General features: G+C 56.9%; 19 protein-coding genes. 7 read left to right on the top strand and 12 right to left on the bottom strand.

Translation table 11 applies throughout. The annotated features are described in order from the left end of the window. Window positions 1–76: 76 nt before the first annotated feature. The 8 genes from atpA to HNI00_RS18205 form a co-directional block, all read right to left on the bottom strand. Window positions 77–1,597: a F0F1 ATP synthase subunit alpha gene (atpA, locus tag HNI00_RS18240; RefSeq protein WP_172354845.1), complete on the bottom strand. Its 1,521-nt coding sequence runs from the start codon at window positions 1,595–1,597 to the stop codon at window positions 77–79. A 121-nt stretch (window positions 1,598–1,718) separates the two neighbouring features. Then, entirely contained in the window at window positions 1,719–2,276 is a 558-nt protein-coding gene (gene atpH, locus HNI00_RS18235; protein ID WP_316788215.1) for an ATP synthase F1 subunit delta, read from the bottom strand. A gap of 4 nt (window positions 2,277–2,280) precedes the next feature. Beyond that, complete coding sequence (locus tag HNI00_RS18230; protein WP_316788214.1) at window positions 2,281–2,835, bottom strand: F0F1 ATP synthase subunit B; 555 nt, start codon at window positions 2,833–2,835, stop codon at window positions 2,281–2,283. Window positions 2,836–2,968: 133 nt separating this feature from the next. Next, window positions 2,969–3,445, bottom strand: a complete 477-nt coding sequence (locus HNI00_RS18225; protein ID WP_420156390.1) for a F0F1 ATP synthase subunit B' — start codon at window positions 3,443–3,445, stop codon at window positions 2,969–2,971. A 206-nt stretch (window positions 3,446–3,651) separates the two neighbouring features. Beyond that, window positions 3,652–3,897, bottom strand: a complete 246-nt coding sequence (atpE, locus tag HNI00_RS18220; RefSeq protein WP_172354853.1) for an ATP synthase F0 subunit C — start codon at window positions 3,895–3,897, stop codon at window positions 3,652–3,654. 180 nt (window positions 3,898–4,077) lie between these two features. Continuing rightward, window positions 4,078–4,839, bottom strand: coding sequence for a F0F1 ATP synthase subunit A (gene atpB, locus HNI00_RS18215; protein WP_316788209.1), 762 nt, complete (start codon window positions 4,837–4,839; stop codon window positions 4,078–4,080). Between the two features lie 48 nt (window positions 4,840–4,887). Continuing rightward, a complete protein-coding gene (locus tag HNI00_RS18210; RefSeq protein ID WP_316788207.1) occupies window positions 4,888–5,352 on the bottom strand; it encodes an ATP synthase subunit I in 465 nt (154 codons plus the stop codon). Window positions 5,353–5,554: 202 nt separating this feature from the next. After that, the gene (locus HNI00_RS18205; protein ID WP_316788205.1) at window positions 5,555–6,760 is read right to left on the bottom strand and encodes a class I SAM-dependent methyltransferase; all 1,206 of its coding nucleotides are present in this window, start codon (window positions 6,758–6,760) and stop codon (window positions 5,555–5,557) included. Between the two features lie 329 nt (window positions 6,761–7,089). On the opposite strand from HNI00_RS18205, the gene murJ reads away from it, so the two are divergent. The 5 genes from murJ (at window position 7,090) to HNI00_RS18180 (ending at window position 11,749) form a co-directional block, all read left to right on the top strand. Next, window positions 7,090–8,745 carry a murein biosynthesis integral membrane protein MurJ gene (gene murJ / locus HNI00_RS18200; RefSeq protein WP_316788203.1) on the top strand — a complete coding sequence of 552 codons (1,656 nt, stop codon included), beginning with the start codon at window positions 7,090–7,092 and terminating at the stop codon, window positions 8,743–8,745. A 140-nt stretch (window positions 8,746–8,885) separates the two neighbouring features. Then, window positions 8,886–9,524 (top strand): CatB-related O-acetyltransferase, encoded by a 639-nt coding sequence (locus HNI00_RS18195; RefSeq protein ID WP_316788201.1) that lies wholly within the window; start codon window positions 8,886–8,888, stop codon window positions 9,522–9,524. 140 nt (window positions 9,525–9,664) lie between these two features. After that, a complete protein-coding gene (locus HNI00_RS18190) occupies window positions 9,665–10,483 on the top strand; it encodes a 3'-5' exonuclease (RefSeq protein WP_316788199.1) in 819 nt (272 codons plus the stop codon). A gap of 3 nt (window positions 10,484–10,486) precedes the next feature. Beyond that, on the top strand, window positions 10,487–11,443 hold the full coding sequence (locus tag HNI00_RS18185; protein ID WP_316788197.1) for an ABC transporter permease: 957 nt from the start codon (window positions 10,487–10,489) through the stop codon (window positions 11,441–11,443). A 144-nt stretch (window positions 11,444–11,587) separates the two neighbouring features. Next, the gene (locus HNI00_RS18180; protein WP_172354865.1) at window positions 11,588–11,749 is read left to right on the top strand and encodes a hypothetical protein; all 162 of its coding nucleotides are present in this window, start codon (window positions 11,588–11,590) and stop codon (window positions 11,747–11,749) included. A gap of 109 nt (window positions 11,750–11,858) precedes the next feature. Here the strand turns inward: HNI00_RS18180 and HNI00_RS18175 are convergent, their stop codons facing one another. Beyond that, window positions 11,859–12,050: a DUF2949 domain-containing protein gene (locus tag HNI00_RS18175; protein ID WP_068516276.1), complete on the bottom strand. Its 192-nt coding sequence runs from the start codon at window positions 12,048–12,050 to the stop codon at window positions 11,859–11,861. Between the two features lie 1,075 nt (window positions 12,051–13,125). Here HNI00_RS18175 and HNI00_RS18170 point away from each other — a divergent pair. Continuing rightward, complete coding sequence (locus HNI00_RS18170) at window positions 13,126–13,788, top strand: L-threonylcarbamoyladenylate synthase (protein WP_316788194.1); 663 nt, start codon at window positions 13,126–13,128, stop codon at window positions 13,786–13,788. Window positions 13,789–14,301: 513 nt separating this feature from the next. Beyond that, the gene (locus HNI00_RS18165) at window positions 14,302–15,813 is read left to right on the top strand and encodes a HetZ-related protein (RefSeq protein ID WP_316788192.1); all 1,512 of its coding nucleotides are present in this window, start codon (window positions 14,302–14,304) and stop codon (window positions 15,811–15,813) included. A gap of 65 nt (window positions 15,814–15,878) precedes the next feature. Here the strand turns inward: HNI00_RS18165 and HNI00_RS18160 are convergent, their stop codons facing one another. From HNI00_RS18160 to HNI00_RS18150, 3 genes are all read right to left on the bottom strand, one after another. Next, a complete protein-coding gene (locus tag HNI00_RS18160; RefSeq protein ID WP_316788190.1) occupies window positions 15,879–18,410 on the bottom strand; it encodes a tetratricopeptide repeat protein in 2,532 nt (843 codons plus the stop codon). 66 nt (window positions 18,411–18,476) lie between these two features. Further along, window positions 18,477–18,944 carry a hypothetical protein gene (locus HNI00_RS18155; protein WP_316788188.1) on the bottom strand — a complete coding sequence of 156 codons (468 nt, stop codon included), beginning with the start codon at window positions 18,942–18,944 and terminating at the stop codon, window positions 18,477–18,479. A gap of 288 nt (window positions 18,945–19,232) precedes the next feature. Beyond that, on the bottom strand, window positions 19,233–20,420 hold the full coding sequence (locus HNI00_RS18150; protein WP_316788186.1) for a PAS domain-containing protein: 1,188 nt from the start codon (window positions 20,418–20,420) through the stop codon (window positions 19,233–19,235). Between the last annotated feature and the right edge of the window lie 38 nt (window positions 20,421–20,458).

Below are 20,458 nucleotides of genomic sequence, written 5' to 3'. Positions count from 1 at the left end.
GGTGAGAGGGAAGAGGCAGGCATTAGAAATACAAACCCATGCTGATTCCTAAGACCTGGCCCCTGACACCCTATCCCTACTTCAGTCCTGCCAGGAAGGTTTGCTTGTATTCGGCGATCGCCTCTTTCAGCAGTCCTTCTGCCTCATCCGTCAGCACCTTTTGCCCCTGGACGATTTCGATGTACTTGGCCTTGCTGGTCTTCAAATAGTCGCGCAGTCCCTTGGTGAACGCAGTCACCTTTTCCACCGGAATATCATCCAGATAGCCGTTAATCCCGGAGTAAATCACAGCCACCTGCTCCGCCACCGACAGCGGCGAATACTGCGGCTGCTTCAGCAGTTCCCGCAGGCGCTGACCCCGCGCTAGCTGATCCTGGGTCGCCTTGTCTAGGTCAGACGCAAACTGAGTAAAGGCTTCCAGTTCAGCAAACTGAGCCAGTTCCAGCTTCACCTTACCTGCGACTTTCTTCATCGCCTTGGTCTGCGCCGCAGATCCCACGCGAGACACCGAGATACCTGCGTTCACCGCCGGACGCAGACCTGAGTTGAACAGGTCAGAAGACAGGAAGATTTGTCCGTCCGTAATCGAAATGACGTTCGTTGGAATATAGGCCGACACGTCACCCGCTTGGGTTTCCACAATTGGCAGCGCCGTCATGCTGCCCTCACCCAGTTCAGGGCTGAGCTTTGCAGCCCGCTCTAGCAGGCGTGAGTGGAGATAAAACACATCGCCAGGGTAGGCTTCCCGTCCGGGCGGACGACGCAACAGCAGCGACATCTGGCGGTATGCCTGAGCTTGCTTGGAAAGGTCGTCATACACCACCAGCGTATGCTTGCCCTTGTACATGAAATACTCTGCCAGGGTTGCGCCCGTGTAGGGAGCCAAGTATTGCAGCGGCGCAGGATCACTGGCGTTTGCTGCTACAACGATGGTGTATTCCAACGCGCCACGAGACTGGAGTGCATCCACTACCTGAGCCACCGTCGAGGCTTTCTGGCCCACCGCAACGTAAACGCAGATCACATCCCCGCCTTTCTGGTTCAGGATGGTGTCCAGCGCAACAGCGGTTTTGCCCGTCTGACGGTCACCAATGATTAGCTCACGCTGACCCCGACCAATTGGAATCATGGCATCGATTGCCGTAATCCCGGTCTGCATCGGCTCGTAAACCGATTTCCGTTGCACAATACCGGGTGCAGGAGATTCCAGCAAGCGAGAATCAGTGGCGGCAATCTCCCCCTTCCCGTCAATCGGACGCGCCAGCGCATCGACCACACGACCCAGATAGGCTTCCCCAACAGGAATCGAAGCGACTCGACCCGTCGAGCGTACAGTGCTGCCCTCCTGAATATTTAGACCTTCGCCCATCAGCACAGCACCCACGCTGTCTTCTTCCAGGTTCAGCGCCAGACCAATCGTGCCGTCTTCAAATTCCAGCAATTCGCTGGCCATAACGTTCTCTAATCCATAGACACGGGCAATCCCGTCGCCGACCTGCAACACGGTTCCCACGTTGGAAACCTTGACTTGCTGGTCATATTGCTCGATTTGCTGGCGAATAATGCTGCTAATTTCGTCTGGTCTAATTGCTACCATTGCGTTTTTCTCCAGTTGAACGGTGGGGGATCAGGTCGTAATACCCGTCAGGATGAAAGTAATAAATTCTTTATGGATCAAGGGGAACCAGTAAAGGCAGCCAGTTGTCCGGGGGTGCTTCCTAGCTAGAACCCATTAGCTTCAGTCCAATGCGTCGCAGTTGGCCCCGCAGGCTTGTGTCATACACTTGAGAACCCACCTTGATCACGACTCCACCAATCAGATCAGGATTGATGCGAGTTTCCAAATCAACTTGCTGGGCACCCGTCAGCTCTTTGACCTTGTTGCGAACCGCTTCTTGCTGGGCTTCGGTCAATTCAACAGGCGCACTGACCTCCGCCAGAACGGCCTGCTTCAGTTCGCGTAGGAGCGCCTGATACTGCTTGCAAATGTTGTCTAAGAACAGAATTCGACCCCGATCCACCAGCAGAAACAAAAAGTTGAGCGTATAGGGATGAACCTGCTCTGATGCAAGCTGGCGCAAAATGCCTTTCTTGGCATCAGGCTTGATCAGCGGGTTGGCTAGGACTTGCTGAAGCTCTTCTGATTCGGCCAGGAGCGATCGCAAGAACACGACATCTTCACCAAAGCGGTCAATCAAATCACTGGATTTGGCAAGCGACATCAAAGCCTGTGCATAAGGCTCCGAGACTTCGGATGCTGTAATTGAATCTCTCATTTCGCTAACCTCCCAATGCCGCAATGCCGCGATCGATTAACTGCTGCTGGGCACTTTCGCTCAGACCACCTTTCAACCTTGCCTCGACCTGCTGGAGCGCAAGCGCTGCCACTCGCTGACGCAGTTCGTTCACAACGCGCTGCTCTTCTGCGGCGACATCCTGATCCGCCGCCGCCTGCATTCGAGCCACATCCTGCGTCGCCTGCTCTAGAATTGCGGCACTCGCTGCGGCTGCCTGAGCCTCTGCTTCTGAGCGAATACGAGCCGCCTCTTCTTGAGCCTGTGCCAGCTTTTGCTGCTGCTCTGCCAGGAGAGCGGCGGCTTCCTGCTTGCGCTGCTCTGCTTCCTTGATCGAAGCTTCGATTTTCGCCCGCCGATCGCTCAGCGTTTTCCCTAAAAAGCCGCGACCAAAATACACCAAGACACCAATGATGATGGCGAGGTTAATCAGGTTTGTGTCCAGCAGGTCAAAATTCAGCCCGAAGCCGCCCTCTTCGGCCGCTTCAGCCGCCTCTCCCGCTGTTGCGGCGATCGCCAACAAACTCCCTAGTATCTCCATCTGTGAATGCCCGAATCTGCGTCTTTGATTGATTCACGAGTTCAAAACAGGTCTCTGGAAAGCCAACCGAAGAGCAACGTCAACTAGCACAACACCAGAAAACGCTACGACCCAGCAGCTTGCCCCGTCAGCGCTAGCCAAGCGCAACGCCACCCGTCACCTTTTCCAAAATCTGACGGCTCAATTCATCCACCTGCTGCTCCAAGGACTGCAATGCCGCAGCCTTTTGAGCGTCTAAGTCCTTTTGCGCCTGCTCTCGCTGAGCCTGAGCAATCTGCTGAGCTTCGGCAATCTTTTGAGCTGCGATCTTCTGAGCATCTGCCTCAGCCGCTGAGACAATTGCGATCGACTGACGGCGAACCTCGGCTGCCTCAGCCTCATACTGCTTAGCCAGCGCCTCTGCTTTTGCCAGACGCTCCTTCGCCTCTGACTGATTGGCGCGGATGTAGCCTTCGCGGTCATCCAGTGCCTTTCCCAACGGCTTGTAAAAAGTGACGTTGAGCACTGCAACCAGCAGCATAAACTGAAGCGCCATCAGCGGCAGCGTGGCATCCAGGTCAAACAGACCACCGCCGCCCTCTTCAGCCAGTAAGAATGTCCAATAAACCATATTCATTCGCCCCGACTAACTTTTTGGGGTTCTACTAACCAAACCATTTGCCCTAACGTCGAAAGCGCTGTCGAGGAGCGTTGCCCAAAGTTGGATACCTGACTCAAGCGCGATCGCCCGACAACAATACACCCAAGTCCAAGACACCCAAGTCCAAGCGAGCCTGTGGCTGAAATGCCCTGCACCCCAGCCACACGGCCTACCTCTTAGGCAAAGGGGTTGGCAAACAGCAGCACCAGCGCCACCACCAGACCGTAGATCGTCAGCGCTTCCATGAACGCCAAGCTCAGCAGCAGCGTACCGCGAATCTTGCCCTCTGCTTCGGGCTGACGAGCAATCCCTTCAACTGCCTGACCAGCGGCATTCCCTTGACCAATGCCAGGGCCGATCGCCGCCAGACCTACAGCCAGCGCAGCAGCCACAACCGAAGCAGCAGAAATAATCGGATCCATGATGTTTTCCTTCCCTAAAAATTACAGAACGAGAAACACGTCAGCAAATGCGTGATCCGGCTTGCAAAATCAGCCCATGTAAAGGCGATCGCACACCTCACACAACGACCGTCGATTGCACTGACGACTGCTGCAATCGAGTCGCATGAACGGGGAATTCACACACCCCAACTGAGGATGCTAGTGCTCCTCATGCCCTTCACCGTGGTGATCCTCCATTGCCTCGCCGATGTAGGCTGCCGCCAGCGTCGCAAAGATGAGCGCCTGAATTGCACTCGTAAAGAGGCCAAGCGCCATCACGGGCAGCGGCACAAACAGCGGCACCAAGAGAACCAACACACCCACCACCAGCTCATCCGCCAAGATGTTTCCGAAAAGTCGGAAGCTGAGGGAGAGCGGCTTGGTGAAATCTTCAATAATCTTGAACGGCAGCATAAACGGCACAGGCTGCACGTAGTTGCCGAAATAGCCTAATCCCTTGCGGCTAAACCCTGCGTAGAAGTAGGCCAGCGAGGTCAGCAGCGCCAGCGCAACCGTGGTGTTGATATCGGCAGTCGGCGCACCCAGTTCACCCTCTGGCAGCTTAAAGAGCTTCCAGGGAACCAGCGCACCCGACCAGTTGCTCACGAAGATGAACAGAAACAGCGTGCCCACAAACGGAACCCAGGGGCGATATTCCTTTTCACCAATCTGGTTTTTCGCCAGATCGCGAATGAACTCTAGCCCGTATTCCATTAGGTTTTGTAGCCCAGAGGGAACGCGCTGGACATTACGGCTTGCCAGGAACGTGACCAGCACCAAAAGGCCGATTACAAACCACGAGGTGAGGAACACCTGCCCATGCAGCTTTAGATTTCCTAACTGCCAATAGAAGTGTTTGCCGACTTCTAGCTCAGCAAGCGGAAAGGCATTGAAGACGTTAAGAGAAAGCAACGTTTCCATGAAAATGGCTTGCCCGAATTAACTGGAGGGATGCTAGGATATCTAAACCTATCCCTGTGAGGGGAGGATAGATGTCCGCAACATATAGAAAATGACCGCAGCTTTATAGGTCAGGAAGCCTAAGAAAATAGGCATGATTTGAAGCTGATTCCAACGAGAAGCAATCAGAATCAAACCCACCAAGAGAACGAGACGAGTGTTTCCAATTCGTCCCTTTTCTCGACCTAGCTGCTCAACGTTTCTAGCCAACATTCTCAAGTAAACCACACCTGTGCACGCTCCAATCAGGTAATTGAGAGCAATATTCAGGGAGTAGACTGCCCACACAGAAATAAAGATGACCGCAGCCATGACAAGCGTTGTTAGCAGCAGATGGCTCTGAAGCTTGTAGTATTCCTGCATGGATGCATCGGGCTGGGCTGACAGGGCGGCAGAGGAGTCGTTGCTCTCTGGAGCAGCAGGATCAGCCGGAGCGTTGGTATTGGTTTCGGGTGGGAGATCTGGCGTGGTCACGATTGAGAACCGAGTCCAGATAGGTCTTTTGGAGTCATCAGTGCATCATTGCCAACGCAGTGATGAACCGTCTCTAATCATACCACCGCAGGGTAACAATACTTAATGACGGTGATTCAAAATCATTCAATTCCTATGGAATTTCTAAACAGGATTCTTTGAAAAGAGTTTAGAAGGCTTTTGCAACTGAGATCCGGGAGGGTCAGCCTGGGGTTCGGGCTGCTGGGGTTAGCAGCAGCAGTTGTTGGCGCTGGAGGTTGCGAACGCTGTCCAGGGGCAATGGCTGGTCTTGCAGGATTTGGGCGATCGCCCTTCCGTCATTCTTCTCACAAGCCTTGAGAAAGCCCCACTCGGCCTCGCTGAGGTTGATGATCTGGTAGTCGTAGTTAAACACGCAGCGACTATCCCAGCCGTCGATGCAGGGGCTGAGGGTGGGAATGGCGCTGAGCAGGTCGGCATCCGATGACCAGTCGTAATGCTCTAGCGGCGGCCGACCCAAAAAGAACTCGTAGTGGGTGATGGTGTCGGGATCGAGCAGTTCGATCAGGCGGTAACGCTGGCGATCGCCCAGACCTTCGGCCCGCTGCATCAACTCCGGCAACTTGCCCAGCAGTCGCTCTAGATCCCACACGCGAGGGTTTGAGAAGCCCAAGAATTCCAGCCCCGATGCATCAATGAGTTCAAACAGGGTGTCGATGTTGTAGTCGATTTCCTGCGGATGCACGTACATATCGGCAAAGCACTCGTCTTTTTGGTTTTCCAGCGACCAGCGCTCCTGTTCGCGCCGCACTAGGCGGTTGTTTTCGGGCAGGCTGGCAAAGATGGCTCGCCCTAGCTGCACGCCGTCGGTATAGTCGCCCCGGCGGTCTTGCTGGAGGAGGGCGATCGCCTGCTGCATCAGCTTAATTTCCCAGCGTCCCAATTCCCCATAGACAAAGATATGCATTATGCCACCCGGAGCCAGCTTTTTCGCCAACGCCTGAATCCCGCGAATCGGGTCAGGCAGGTGGTGCAGCACGCCGACGCAGTTAATCAGGTCAAACTCGCCCGGTAGCTGATCCGCAGCATACAAACTCAGGTGATGAAAGGTCGCGCGATCGGCCCCAGACCGCCGACACCGCTCCTGCGCCACCGACAGCGCCCCCGCGCTCAGGTCAATCCCCGTCACCTGCGCTTGCGGATTCAGATGCACCAGATATTCCGTCCCCACGCCCGTTCCACAGCCCGCATCCAAAATCCGAATATCCTGCCGTGCGGGTCTGCGTCCGGTGCAAAAGCTGTAGGCTGCTAGCCAGTTCCAGCGCCAGTTATAACCCGGTGGCGGTTCATCCAGCAGCGGCTCTGGGGGAAACGGATAGGTGTCATATAGCCGCGCAACCGCCGCGCTCACAGCTTGAGAATCGGACATAGAAGAGGAATTGGATAGGAAGGGCAATCCGAATTATAGGGGGTCGGGGGTGTGGGAGGGGGGGAATCGTTTGAACCCGCAGACTGGAGATGAGGCGAATTGGGTTACCGCTTGCCTCTTAAGATACAAGGAGAGAGCGCGGCGCGAGGGACGGGAGCCAGGTCTTGATTGTCTTCTCTACGCGATGTGCAACTTTCAATCTGCCCTCATCCCCCAACCCCATCTCCCGATCTGGAAGAAGGGGAGCAAAAGAGGCTTGACCTTCTTCTGTTCAAGCCTTTTTTCTGCCTCGCTTTCGATAAACCAATACCCCCAATCCCTCTAAACCTGTGTCCAAAGCCCGCTCACTTGCCGGAATCGCTGGAATTGTTGCCATTGCTACGCTGCTGAGCAAGGTGTTTGGCTTGTTTCGCCAGCAGGCGATCGCCGCCGCCTTTGGCACGGGCCCCGTGTTTGGCGCGTTCAACTTTGCCTATGTCATTCCGGGCTTTTTGCTGATTTTGCTGGGCGGGATCAACGGGCCCTTTCACAGTGCGATTGTCAGCGTCTTGTCGAAGCGCAAGCAAGAAGAAGTCGCGCCGATTGTGGAAGGAATCACGACGCTGGTGGTCAGCATTTTGCTGCTGGTGACGGTGGGCTTGATCGCGTTTGCAGAGCCAATGATGAGCCTAGTGGCTCCGGGTCTGTTTCTCTCGGCGGCCGATGCGGCGCGGGAGGGGATGTCGCCGGAAACCTATGCCACGCTCCAGCAGACGCGAGACATCGCCATTCAGCAGTTCAAGATTATGGCTCCGATGGCGGTGCTGGCGGGGCTGGTGGGCATCGGCTTTGGCGCGTTGAATGCGGCCAATCAATACTGGCTGCCGTCCATCAGCCCGCTGTTTAGCAGCGTCACGGTGCTGCTGGGGTTGGGGGGACTAGCATGGTATCTGGGCGATCGCATCACTGATCCGCAATACGCCATGCTGGGCGGCGCGGTGCTGGCCTGGTCTACCCTAGCCGGAGCGCTGCTGCAATGGCTGGTGCAGCTACCCGCCCAGTGGAAATCCGGCTTGGGCACGCTGAGACCCCGGTTCAACTTCAACGATCCCGCGGTTCGCGAAGTGATCAACGTCATGGGCCCGGCGACGTTTTCTTCGGGCATGATGCAGATTAATGTGTGGACGGATCTGTTCTTCGCGTCCTTTATTCCCAACGCGGCGGCGGCCGTTTCGGCAATGGGCTATGCAGGGCTGCTGGCGCTGACCCCCCTGGGCATTTTGTCAAACGTCATTCTGGTGCCGCTGCTGCCCGTGTTTTCTCGCCTCACCGCGCCGCAGGACTGGCCCGACCTCAAGCTCCGCATCCGTCAGGGACTGATCACCACGGCTCTGACCATGCTGCCCATCAGCGCTCTGATGATCGTGCTGGCCGTCCCCATTTCGCGGGTGGTCTACGAGCGCTATGCCTTCCGCCCCGAAGACTCGCTGCTCACCGCTACCGTGCTGATGGCCTATTCCGTCGGCATGTTTGTGTATCTGGGGCGCGACGTGCTGGTGCGCGTGTTTTATGCCCTAGAAGACAGCCTCACGCCCTTCCGCATTAGCATTGCCAATATCTTCCTAAACGCGCTGCTGGACTTTTTGCTGGTGCGTCCCTATGGCGCGGTGGGGCTGGTGCTGGCGACCGTCGGCGTGAACCTGATTTCGATGCTGGTTATGCTGGCTATCTTGCACCGCCGCCTGCAAGGGCTGCCGCTGCGTCAATGGGGCGGACTGACGGCGCTGCTGGCCCTGGGCAGCGGGCTGGCAGGCAGTGTGGCGTGGGCGGTGCTTCAGGGCTGCGAGGAATGGCTCGGCAACCAGGGCTTTGGCGTGCTGCTGGTGAATCTGTGTCTTGCAGGCGGCGCAGGGCTGCTGGTGTTTGGGTGGTTTGCCACACGGCTACGGCTGCCGGAGGTGGATGCGTTTGTGAGTCGGTTGAGCCAGCGATTTTTAAGGCGATAATTTGAGTCGATAATTTTGAGGCGATAACGTGGCAATAATTTGAGGCGATAACGTGGCAATAATTTTGACGCGATAATTTGAGGCGATAACGTGGCGATAATTTGAGGCAATAATTTGACGCAATAATTTGAGGCGACAAAATGACCTCCGGCCCTTCCCCCGACACCCGCTACCCGATCCCCGGCCAGACTCGGCTGGCGTTTCTGAAAAACATCGTTAAAAATCCCAACATTATCGTCGGCGACTACACCTATTACGACGATTTTGAGAACCCGGAGAACTTTGAGCGCAATGTGCTGTATCACTTCGACTTTGAGGGCGATCGCCTAATCATCGGCAAGTTTTGCTCCATCGCCTCGGATGTCAAATTCATCATGAACGGCGGCAACCACCGCACCGACTGGTTCACCAACTATCCCTTTCCCGTGTTTGGCAACGGCTGGGAACACGCCATGCCCGATTCCTGGCCCAACAAAGGTGACACCATCATCGGCAACGACGTGTGGATTGGCTACGGCGCGATGCTGATGCCGGGAGTGCAGGTGGGCGACGGAGCCATTATCGCCACGGGTGCGGTCGTCACGCGCAACGTAGAACCCTACGCCATTGTCGGCGGCAACCCCGCAGCCCTGATTCGCAAGCGCTTTGACGACGCAGTGATCCAGGAACTCCTGCAAATCTGCTGGTGGGACTGGGACATCCAGAAAATTACCCGCCACCTGCCTGCTATCTGCGGCGGCGACTTGGCCAGGCTGCGACAATCTGCACAGGAGGGGTAATGGGAAGGGACGGTTTGACGAGTGGGAAAGTCGTAGCGTGTGGGATTCTAGACGGCAGCCGCTGGAGAAAGGATTAGGATAGTCAGAAGGCTTTTGGCTTTTGGAAGCGTCGTCTCTGCTCTCCCTTTCCCACCCCACCCATGCTCTCTCCCCAACTGCTACAGCACTATCGCCAACTGAGCCAACAGCCGCTGACGGTGGTAGATGTGGAGACGACGGGCGGGCTGGCGTTTAAGCATCGCATGACAGAACTATCGGTGCTGCACGCCAGCCTAGAGGAGGGAGTGCAGCGGCAGCAGTCTACGCTGCTGAACCCGGAAGCGCTGATTCCTGCCAAGATTGTGCGGATTACAGGCATTACGCCGGAAATGGTGGCAACGGCTCCCACAGCGGCCGAAGCGCTGCCCGACTTTTTGCCGCTGCTGCAAACGGGTGTGCTGACGGCCCACAATCTGGAATTTGACTACGGCTTTTTGCAGGCGGAATATCGACGGCTGGGCGTAGAGTTTATGCGCCCTGAGCGAATGCAGCTTTGCACCGTAGAGCTATCGCGGCTGATGCTGCCCGATCTGCCCTCGCGCAGTCTGCCCAAACTAGTGCAGCATTTTCAATTTCCCATCGATACGTCGCACCGGGCGGCGGCGGATACCCTGGCCTGCTGGCTGCTAGCCGAACGATTGCTGACAGAACTCTGCAATGAAGAGGATACGGTGCTGCTGACCCGGTTTGCGCGTCAGGTCATGCCCTTGAAATATGCGGCGCAACTGCTGGGGCAGCGGCAAAAGAAAGCCGCCAAACTGCTGATGTCTCTGGGCATTGAGGGAAAGGTGGTGGCGCGGGGCCGCAGCAGCACGCTGCTTTATCGTCGGGGCGACGTAGAGCGGGCGGTGGGCGAACTGGCGCAGGCGGCAGCGCTGGAGGCGGCTAACCCGGCTCAGCTTTCGCTGCTAGGAGAGTAGGCGATGATTCGCTATGTGGCGATGCGGCTGCTGGGGCTAGGGCTAACGCTGCTGGCGATTAGCCTGGTCATTTTCACTATTTTGGCGGTGGCTCCGGGCGATCCGATGTCGGAATTTGCCAGCAATCCGGCCATCACCGCAGAGGTGCGGGAAAACATCCGGCGATCGCTCGGCCTCGACCAACCCCTGCCCGTCCGCTACGTGAAATGGCTAGGGGCACTGCTGCGTGGCGACCTGGGCTATTCCTTCACCAGCCGTAGCCCCGTCAGCGGGCTAATTTTGCAGCGGCTGCCGACGACCCTGTGGATCGCGGGATTGTCGTATCTCATGTCCGTGGCGATCGCCCTGCCGCTGGGGGTCTTCTCTGCCCTGCGGCGCGGTTCCGTCGCCGATCAGGTCTTAACTTCGGCGGTGCTAATGGGCTTTTCGCTGCCCACCTTCGTCACCAGCCTGCTGATGATTATTGTGTTCAGCGTGCAGCGGCGGTGGCTGCCCTTTATCTACGACAGCACGCTGGTCGTGCGGGATTGGAACAGCTTCGTACTGCAACTGAAGCAATCGCTAATGCCAGTCGCAACCCTGGTGTTGTTTCAAACAGCGGTGCTAATGCGGTTTGTGCGGGCCGCCCTGCTCGACGAGCTGCCGCAGCACTACATCCGCACGGCCCACGCCAAAGGTCTATCTAAACGTCGCATCGTGTTAGCCCACGCCCTGCGAAATGCGCTGATCCCCGTGGTGACGCTGGTGGCGCTGGATTTGCCCAGCCTGTTTACGGGATCGCTGGTGGTGGAGCAGGTCTTTCGGGTTCCGGGCATGGGGGCGCTGCTAGTGGAGTCGATTTCCCGCAGCGATACGCCCGTGGTGATGGCGATCGCCTTTATTTTCTCCGTCCTGGTGGTGCTGCTAAACCTGGTTGCAGATTTGCTATACGGCTGGCTTGATCCGCGAGTGCAGGGTTGACGGAGCGTTGGAGAAGATATTCTAGTGTGGGAATGAGAGGATGGGGGATTCACGGACTCCGGTACTCCTCATGCCGCGTCAACATGCCGCGTTAACGGTTCAGTGTGAAAAGTTCTGTGTGAAAAGTTCTGTGAGGCGATCGCCATGAGCAAAATTGAGCCACCCGGCAATCCTGATGGATGGGGCGATCCCAGCCCAATTGTGCTAGTCATCCTGCTAATGCTGTTTTTTGGATCATGGATTGGCAGTACGATCAACCGCCCAACGACCCTGGAGGAATGTCGGCAAATCTTGCAGCAGCCCTAACGTGGGTCACTTCCAGTGGTCACTTCCAGTGGTCACTTCCAGTGGTCGCTTCTAGTGGCCACTTCAAGTGACCGCTTCCAGTAGACGCTCCAAGCGCCGCAGGCAGCAGTCAGGCAGTTTCGAGCCAGTCATAAATGCGGTCAAGCTGTTCCAGCGTCACCAGGCCATATTGCCACAGGATCATCGGCAGCGGGCCCGGGTCATGCTCCAGGTGTTTCTGGGCGATCGCAATCGACGCATCTGGCACCGATAGCTCTTCGCGCAAGAACTTGATTAGCCTTGCATAGGTCAGCGGGGTCATCGTGGGTTCACCTACTTGGGGTTGTTTGGGTTTGTTTGCGGATTTGTGGTTTGTAGATTTGCAGATTTGCGATTTGCAGATTTGTGGCTTGCGGATTTGAAGAATTCGTTGATTTAACGAGAAGATTTAACGAGAATGGTAGGTCGGGCAGAAGACTGAATCAATGCAGATTCCGGCAATCTTCCCTTCGTCTTTTCGCCTGCCCAGCCCTCGCCACAGCCATCAGCCTGCCAGCTTACTACTGTTATCAGCACTCGCCGACGGGATTACGACCCGCTGCAAAGGCTTTAGCTTTTCTTCATCAAACCTCTTGAATCCGACGCGATGAAATCAGCCCTTGGATCTAGTCGGCTCGATGCTTGCAGCCCAATGCTTGCAGGTTGAGTGACTCAGATGAAATTTGGAGTCGGTAGGTTCCCCAGGGGGTTTTGCGTAAAACTTTGGTGCATAAAACCTTTTTGCGTAAAACCTTTGTCTGTAAGAGGGTGTTTGAAAAGGTATCGCCTGTAATGTTAAGCACTCAGAGATCCCCCCTAGCCCCCCTTAAAAAAGGGGAAACCGCCTTAAAGTCCCCCTTTTTAAGGGGGATTCAGGGGGATCTTGCACGCTTTGCTACAAACAGTAGGACTTTTCAAACATCCTCTAAAACCTTTTTGAGACAAACCTTTTTGAGACAAACCTTTTTGAGACAAACCTTTTTGAGGCAGACCTTTTTGAGGCAGACCTTCTTGAGGAAAACCTCTTTGAGGAAAACCTCGATCGAGCCACCCAAGCCAAACGCCCCCAGTTGTGCCGTGTCTCTCAAAAAGAGTGCAGGACTTACCAGGATACTCCAAACTTTGGCGGGCGATCGCCCAGTTGCCCAAAAAGCAGGAGAAATTCATCTCGTACTGAATTAAAAACCCCCATCCCACGATTCACCGTCCGCAAGAGTACGATAGTTTGATGCCCTGGCTGGCGGATGAAGCAGCCACGCCCGTAGTTCCACGGAGGTAGGCGGGTCAGGCTCAATCCAGGCTCAATCAGGCTCAATCAGGCTCAATCCGCACGCTGCAACCCTTTACCAAACACCTGCATGGCAATCGTCTATAGCATCCATCCTGAAACTCCCCAAAAGCGCAAGGTCGATCAGGTCTGTGATGCGCTTCAGGACGGGGCTGTGCTGCTCTATCCCACCGATACAGTCTACGCAATCGGCTGCGACCTCAACGCCAAATCGGCCATCGAGCGCGTCCGCAAAATCAAGCAGCTTTCGAGCGACAAACCCTTAACCTTTCTTTGCTCGTCCCTGTCGAACATCGCCAGCTACGCCTATGTCAGCGATGCGGCCTATCGGCTGATCAAGCGGCTGATTCCCGGCCCCTACACCTTTTTGCTGCCCGCCACCAAGCTTGTGCCCCGGCTGGTGATGGACCCCAAGCGCAAGACGACGGGCATCCGCGTCCCCGATCACACGGTCTGTCAGGCGGTGCTGACGACGCTGGGCAACCCGATTATTTCGACCTCTGCAACCACAGCGTTTGATTCGCAATCGCGCACGCCCCCCGGTCACATTTCTAAACCTGAACTGTTCGACCGCTTTGATAAGCTGGTGGATCTCATCATCGACGACGATTCTCGTGTGGGATATCAGGTGTCTACCATGCTGGATCTGACGGGGGAGGAACCTATTCTCTTGCGAAAGGGTCTAGGAGTAGAGGCGGTTATCGGGCTGGTGGGAGAACCAGAACCGGAATAGCCCCCCGCCTGAGCCACGCCCGCTTGGGCCCCTTGCCGGAGGTCTGGAAGTCGCGCCGCCCCCTTTGCAGCGCAGGCGCTTTCGGAAAGCCTGCTTTTTGCAAAGACCCCGACCCCGGTCATATGCCCGATTCACTGGCCCGATTCATTCGCCCGATTCATTTGCCCGATCAGGACTAAACCAAAATTTAGCCACCCGGTCAACTGGCACCCCCTTTTGTTCGATTCCCTCAGGGACAGCTACCCGCCCGTCGTCTGCCCGATTCGTCTGGAGTTCCTGGAAAATTCAGCGGTTTGGTGAACACGGGTGAACCCCGCTCTGGGTCTTGCCCCACAAGACCAGCATAAAAAGTGACATAGCCCCATCCGGACGAAGCCGTACTCCCTCCGGGGGAGCGTGTAGACCTGATTATGACTGCTGAGTTGGGTGGAACAAGGCGGCCAAAACTGGCTTGCAGTGTTCTCCGCGCCCTCCAGCAGTTGCTCTACCAACCCGTGCATCACCAACACCGTCATGAATCTCGAACCCGCCAACTTCCCCACTTGTGCTACGCCTGCGCCTACGGCTTCTGGTTTTCATGCTCCGGTCGCCTCTGCCGACTTCAATCAACCCAGTCCCCACGATACGCACACTGCGTCACCGTCTGCGGCATTTTCGCCAGATCGCTCGGAAGCAACGGATTCTGTGGATTCTTTGTTTGCGGCTGGGCTGGATTCCGCTCCGATACTGGATTCCGTCGATCTGATGGCGGAGGTGGATACAGAATCGTTGGCGATCGCCCCTTCCCATTCCCCCGCCCATTCCCCCTCCCATACCCCCGCCCATTCCCTCTCTGATTCCCCCTCCCATTCCTCCTCCTCGACAGACGCAGACGACGCAGCCCACCCCCCCGCCCAGCCGCCCGAAATTCAGAACCTCCAGCTTGTGGAGCGGCTGCTGCACGAATTGGAAGCCGCACTGGACAAGCGGCCCACCAGCGCCGACGCGGTGATCCGACGGATCGTGGCTGAGGTCGAGCGGATCTGCTCCAAGAGCGATCGCATCCAGTCTTCAGGACAGGTCGAAACCTGGCAATGGACGCTGGCCCAACACCGCCTGCAAAAGTGCCTCACCTACTATCGGCTGGGGTCGCGGCGCGGTCGTGTGGAACTGCATAGCCACCTCAGCGCCATCGTCTATCGCCACATCACGCGCAGCCGCGCCCAGCTTGGCTTCCAGGCCCGCTACGAGATGATCGAAGACTTCATGCAAATCTTCTACATCGAAGTGCTAAAGGCCTTCCGCAAAGAGAACTTTTTGCCCGAAGACTATAGCCCCCAGACCCGGCTAGAACTGGCGGAATACATGGCCTTTATGGAGCAATATGCCAAGCGCCGCATCAACCTGCCCGGCCGCCGAAACCAGCAGCTAATCGTGCTGCGGGCCCAGGGGTTTGCCCGTCGCCAGCCCGCCGAAACCTCTGTGGACCTGGATCTGGCAGTAGAATCGGCGCGGGGCGACGAAGCCGACATCCACAGCCGATCGCCCGTAGTGCAGCAAGTCCGAGAACAGATGGTGTCCGAAGCGCTCGACCCATCAGATTCCGTCCTGCGCGATCGCGTCGTGGCAGAACTGGTGCAATACCTAGAATCCCAAAAGCAGCAGGACTGCATCGACTATCTCATCCTAAAAATGCAGGACCTCACCGCCCCCGAAATCGACGAAATCTTGGGCCTGTCGCCCCGCCAGCGCGACTATTTGCAGCAGCGGTTTAAGTATCACGTCGAAAAATTCTCGCGCTCTCACCGCTGGCAACTCGTCCACCAGTGGCTCGGTGCCGATCTGGATCAAAACCTGGGAATGCCCCAGCACCAGTGGGAGGCGTTTCAGGCCCAGCTCACCGCCGACCAGCGCCAGCTCCTGCGGCTAAAAATGCAGCGGGAACCCGACACGGCCATCGCCCAGACCCTCCGCTGCACGCCCAAGCAGGTGCAAAAGCGCTGGGTGCAGGTGCTAGAGGCCGCGTGGCAGTTTCGGAATCAGTGAGAGCATCGGCCGTCCAGGTTTGCTGGGGCATCTCGTGCCAATTCCAAAATCCAACATCCAACATCTCAACCCCGCAACTCCGCCATTCGCTGCTGTGCAACTTGCACAAGGATGTCTACGCCAATCGCCTGGCCAATCTCTGCGGCCTGCTGGAGCGACTCCACGGCCGCCTCGACCTGTCCCAGCGCTGCCTGAGCCGACGAAATGTACAAAATCAAGTTGCGGGCCTGGCTGTAGGGATGATTAATATCAATATAGATTTGCTGCGCCTGCAAAAACGCCTCCAGCGCAGCCGATGCGTCCTCCAGCAAACTGGCACGGCTGCACAGCGCATTGGCATAGCCCAAGCGATCGCCCACCTGCTGATAGGTGGCAATGGCTTCGTCATAGAGGGCGATCGCCGCATCACATTGTTTGAGAAATTGCAGCACATCGGCTTTGGCTTTTAGCGCATTGGCATAGCCCAAGCGAGCGCCCACCTGCTGATAGGTGGCAATGGCTTCGTCATAGAGGGCGATCGCCGCATCACATTGTTTGAGAAATTGCAGCACATCGGCTTTGGCTTTTAGCGCATTGGCATAGCCCAAGCGAGCGCCCACCTGCTGATAGGTGGCAATGGCTTCGTCATAGAGGGCGATCGCCGCTTCCCGTTGGTCGAGAAATTGCAGCACATCGGCTTTGGCTTGTAGCGCATTGGCATAGCCCAAGCGATCGCCCACCTGCTGATAGGTGGCAATGGCTTCGTCATAGAGGGCGATCGCCGCATCACATTGTTTGAGAAATTGCAGCACATCGGCTTTGGCTTGTAGCGCATTGGCATAGCCCAAGCGAGCGCCCACCTGCTGATAGGTGGCAATGGCTTCGTCATAGAGGGCGATCGCCGCTTCCCGTTGGTCGAGAAATTGCAGCACATCGGCTTTGGCTTTTAGCGCATTGGCATAGCCCAAGCGATCGCCCACCTGCTGATAGGTGGCAATGGCTTCGTCATAGAGGGCGATCGCCGCTTCCCGTTGGTCGAGAAATTGCAGCACATCGGCTTTGGCTTTTAGCGCATTGGCATAGCCCAAGCGATCGCCCACCTGCTGATAGGTGGCAATGGCTTCGTCATAGAGGGCGATCGCCGCTTCCCGTTGGTCGAGAAATTGCAGCACATCGGCTTTGGCTTTTAGCGCATTGGCATAGCCCAAGCGATCGCCCACCTGCTGATAGGTGGCAATGGCTTCGTCATAGAGGGCGATCGCCGCTTCCCGTTGGTCGAGAAATTGCAGCACATCGGCTAGCTTTTCCTGAGCATAGCCATAGCTCCGGCGCTCTTCTTCCTGGGGCCGCCATTCCTCCACCAAACGGCGATACAAGGCCTCTCGCTGGTCGTTATAGCCCGAAAGCTGCATCCAAAAATCACATTCGCTATACCGCTCCCCTGGCTGCGTTTCTCTCGTCAGCCAGCCCAGCGCCATGCCATACAGCCCCAGTTCGCAGAGATGATGAAACACCTCCAAATAGTCTTGCAGCAGATCGGTTTCTGCCTGCCGCAGATTCTCTCGGCCCCTCATCTGCTGCAAAGGTTGCACCCGCTCAGCAAAGTGGCTCACGGCCCGCCCATGAGCAGCAGACTGGTCGCCGGCCTGGCGCTGGGCCAGTTCTCGCACCTGGGGCTGCCAGCGAAAGAGTTGCTGCCCCTTGTGGCCACCAGCAGGCCGTTGCAGCAGCGATCGACGCTCAAGCTGGCGCAGGTCTGCCTCGGCTTGGGGAGGGTCTACCTCAGCCACGACAGCGGCCGTGGTGGCATCAAAGGGCTGCCGCAAAATGCTGATTTGCCAGAGCATCTGCCGCAGGCGCTCCTCTAGCCGCCCCACGCTCCAGCCAAACACCTGCTCCACGCTGAGCTGCCGTTCCCCCTGATAGGGCCCCTCCAGCGCCCACAGATCATCGGGCAAATAGCGCACCTGGGGGTCAGCAGCCTCCTCCGCCAGCAGCCACCCCGCAATCAGCACCAGCGACAGTGGATAGCCCCCCACGCGCTGCGAAACCGATTGCAGTTCTTCGTCCCTGCCCAACACGCCCTTTTGCCGGAGCAGTGCTGCCCCTTCTGTCGGGGTCAGCCCTTCCGTTAGCGGCAGCCAGCGGGCCGGCAGGCTGGGCGGGCGGTGGCGACTGGTCAGCAGCACCTTACTGGCTCCCGCCGTCCTCAGCAGCAGTTCAAAAAACTGTCGATAGGTGACGCTCTGCCACTCGTCGCTCTGCGTCAACACGCTTTCCAAATTGTCCAGCACCAGCAGATACGCCCCACGGCCAAGCTGCTGCACCAGCGCTGCCCCAAGGCGAATTTCCTCAATCTCCGCCACCTGCTCGGCGGGCATTCCCCAGGCAAATAGGGCGCGTCGGGCCACATCCGGAAAACCGAGCGTCTGGCTCAAATCTGCCCAAAACTTCCCGACAAACTGACGGCTGTCTTCATACACCCGCGCCGCCAGGGTAGACTTGCCAAATCCCCCCAGCCCATAAACACCAACCAGCGGAATCGCAGCATCTTTGAGCCAGGTATGGAGTTGTGCTTGCTCCTTGGTGCGTCCTTGCCAGTAGGCCAGCGTGGGCAACAGGTCGCTGCCTGCATAGCCCGTCGGCGGGGGTAACTTTGCCCGACCCCCAGCAGGCGGCTCCAGTCATTGGGTCGGGGGTTGGTTTCCCAGATTAAAAATCGGATTGCCCTGAATTTGAAATACGGGCTGGTTTGGGTCGTTTACCTGAAGCCCTTGTCCTCCAAATACCTGCTGAACGTTTCGCCCTTGAACCTTATCGATGTTGATAATCTGGTGAATTTCCTGCGCCAGTTTCCGCAGTTCCGCCGCAAAATCTGGATGCTGCTGCATCATCCGCTCTAGCCAAGCCTCTAGCTTCTGGCGCTCGTCGGGTGAGGTTTCTGCGGCGGCCATGGCCTGCTCTAGCTGCCGTTGCTTTTCGGGATTGAGTCGCCGCAAAATCGCCTGCCGCAGCGCTTGCCCCTTTTGCCTCGCTTGGTTCATGGCTTCTTCGGTCAACATTTCGCCCACCTTTTCCAGGCTGGCATCGAGCAGTTTGGGCAGGGCATAGGCCAAAATCGTCCCAGCCGTGATGGAAAGCGGGTCAATCATAGCGCTGTGGGGAAAGAGAAGAAGATTTTCCTCCGTTATATCCGATATATCTCTGATCTGATCCGGTCTGCTACGCCCAAACGCTGCAATAAACTTGTTGAAAAACTTGTTGAAAAACTTGTCGAAAATTGCGCCGCCTCTGCCGGAGGCTCCAACCCAGAGTCAAAACCCTACAAGCTGCTGAGAAAATCCTTAATTGCCTGGGGCTGGTCGTAAGGGCGGACAAATTGGGCAAGCTGCTGAATCTCTAGATTTGGGAAAAATTGGCTGTGAGCTGCCAGCGCCGGATTATCCCTCGTCTCGCCGTGGCGCGTCTTTAAACAGGCGCAGATCATCCGCTTGGGACACCAGCCATTGAAAATAGTCGGTTTGCTCGATTTGCGCGACTTCTTTTTGGCGCTTGGTTTGATCCACTTCGATTCGTAATTTGCGAATTTCCCGCTTCAGGGCTTCTTCCTGCTGCTTGCGCTGGGTAATGTCGATGCAGCTTCCTTCGTAGTAGAGCAGGTCGCCCGATTCGCTGCGAATGGCCCGCGCCCAGGCCGATGCCCAAAAGTGGCTGCCATCTTGGCGGCGGGCTGCGTATTCAAAATCTTTGATTTCGTCCTGAGATTCGAGGCGCTGCCGCAGGTCTTGCTGCTGGGCAGGGTCCACATAAAGCTGGGCCGTTGCGCCGCGAACGGACTCTAGCATTTCGCCGGGGGAGGCATAGCCAAACAGGCCCGCCATTGCCCGGTTGACTTCTAGATAGTCGCCATCCAGCGCCATCCGAAAAATGCCCTCCACTGCGTTTTCAAAGATGCCGCGATATTTGGCTTCGGCGATTCGCAGGGCATCTTCAGCCTGCTTGCGATCGCTGATATCTTGAATTGCCGTTAGCAGGGTGTGCTGCCCGTTAAACCCAAACGGCCGCATCGACAGCAGCCCCCAAAACACGCTGCCATCGGCCCGCCGAAACAACAGTTCCCCTCGATAGGTCTGGTCTTGGGCGATCGCCTCCAGCACCGAAACCCGCTCCTCCGGCTGAGCGTAAAAATCGACCGTAGACTGGGCTAGCAGGGCCGCTGGCGACAGCCCCAGCAAATCCCCCAGCCGCTCATTGGCATACAAAATTCGCCCCGTTTCCACCTCGGCGATCAGCAGCCCCACAGGCGTTGCCGCCGTAATGGATTGAAACTGCTCCTCTCGCTGCCGTCGCTCTTCCTCGACCTGCTGCTGCAAGTCGGTTTCCACCAGCATCGAATGCTCCGTTGCGGTTTCCAGCAAAATCTCCAGATCCGTCTTTTCCTGCTCCACTTCCGACAAAATCTGGTCAGAATGGCCCGTCACCGTGTTCAGCAAAACTTCTAGGTCAGCCTTTTCCTGCTGAGTTTGCAGAAGCTGCTGACGCAACTGCTCGACTTGCTGTTGCAGGGCAATCACCTCCGACAGCAGCGGGTCGGGGGCCTGCTCAGAAAGCGATGCGGACGTGCCCATAGTGATTGACCGAAAGCGTGAGTCGCAAATCGAGAGCT

It is taken from the genome of Thermoleptolyngbya oregonensis NK1-22, assembly GCF_032705245.1.
In the GTDB taxonomy this organism is placed as follows: Bacteria; Cyanobacteriota; Cyanobacteriia; order Elainellales; family Elainellaceae; genus Thermoleptolyngbya; species Thermoleptolyngbya sichuanensis.
The sequence above is the reverse complement of the archived record's forward strand: the minus strand, read 5'-3'. Positions and strand labels throughout refer to the sequence as shown.

What these genes read in the sequence shown, in the direction of transcription:
- atpA (WP_172354845.1), bottom strand. Translation starts at nt 1,597, where the DNA reads ATGGTAGCAATTAGACCAGACGAAATTAGCAGCATTATTCGCCAGCAA.
- atpH (WP_316788215.1), bottom strand. Translation starts at nt 2,276, where the DNA reads ATGAGAGATTCAATTACAGCATCCGAAGTCTCGGAGCCTTATGCACAG.
- HNI00_RS18230 (WP_316788214.1), bottom strand. Translation starts at nt 2,835, where the DNA reads ATGGAGATACTAGGGAGTTTGTTGGCGATCGCCGCAACAGCGGGAGAG.
- HNI00_RS18225 (WP_420156390.1), bottom strand. Translation starts at nt 3,445, where the DNA reads ATGGTTTATTGGACATTCTTACTGGCTGAAGAGGGCGGCGGTGGTCTG.
- atpE (WP_172354853.1), bottom strand. Translation starts at nt 3,897, where the DNA reads ATGGATCCGATTATTTCTGCTGCTTCGGTTGTGGCTGCTGCGCTGGCT.
- atpB (WP_316788209.1), bottom strand. Translation starts at nt 4,839, where the DNA reads ATGGAAACGTTGCTTTCTCTTAACGTCTTCAATGCCTTTCCGCTTGCT.
- HNI00_RS18205 (WP_316788205.1), bottom strand. Translation starts at nt 6,760, where the DNA reads ATGTCCGATTCTCAAGCTGTGAGCGCGGCGGTTGCGCGGCTATATGAC.
- HNI00_RS18195 (WP_316788201.1), top strand. Translation starts at nt 8,886, where the DNA reads ATGACCTCCGGCCCTTCCCCCGACACCCGCTACCCGATCCCCGGCCAG.
- HNI00_RS18190 (WP_316788199.1), top strand. Translation starts at nt 9,665, where the DNA reads ATGCTCTCTCCCCAACTGCTACAGCACTATCGCCAACTGAGCCAACAG.
- HNI00_RS18185 (WP_316788197.1), top strand. Translation starts at nt 10,487, where the DNA reads ATGATTCGCTATGTGGCGATGCGGCTGCTGGGGCTAGGGCTAACGCTG.
- HNI00_RS18180 (WP_172354865.1), top strand. Translation starts at nt 11,588, where the DNA reads ATGAGCAAAATTGAGCCACCCGGCAATCCTGATGGATGGGGCGATCCC.
- HNI00_RS18175 (WP_068516276.1), bottom strand. Translation starts at nt 12,050, where the DNA reads ATGACCCCGCTGACCTATGCAAGGCTAATCAAGTTCTTGCGCGAAGAG.
- HNI00_RS18170 (WP_316788194.1), top strand. Translation starts at nt 13,126, where the DNA reads ATGGCAATCGTCTATAGCATCCATCCTGAAACTCCCCAAAAGCGCAAG.
- HNI00_RS18165 (WP_316788192.1), top strand. Translation starts at nt 14,302, where the DNA reads ATGAATCTCGAACCCGCCAACTTCCCCACTTGTGCTACGCCTGCGCCT.
- HNI00_RS18155 (WP_316788188.1), bottom strand. Translation starts at nt 18,944, where the DNA reads ATGATTGACCCGCTTTCCATCACGGCTGGGACGATTTTGGCCTATGCC.
- HNI00_RS18150 (WP_316788186.1), bottom strand. Translation starts at nt 20,420, where the DNA reads ATGGGCACGTCCGCATCGCTTTCTGAGCAGGCCCCCGACCCGCTGCTG.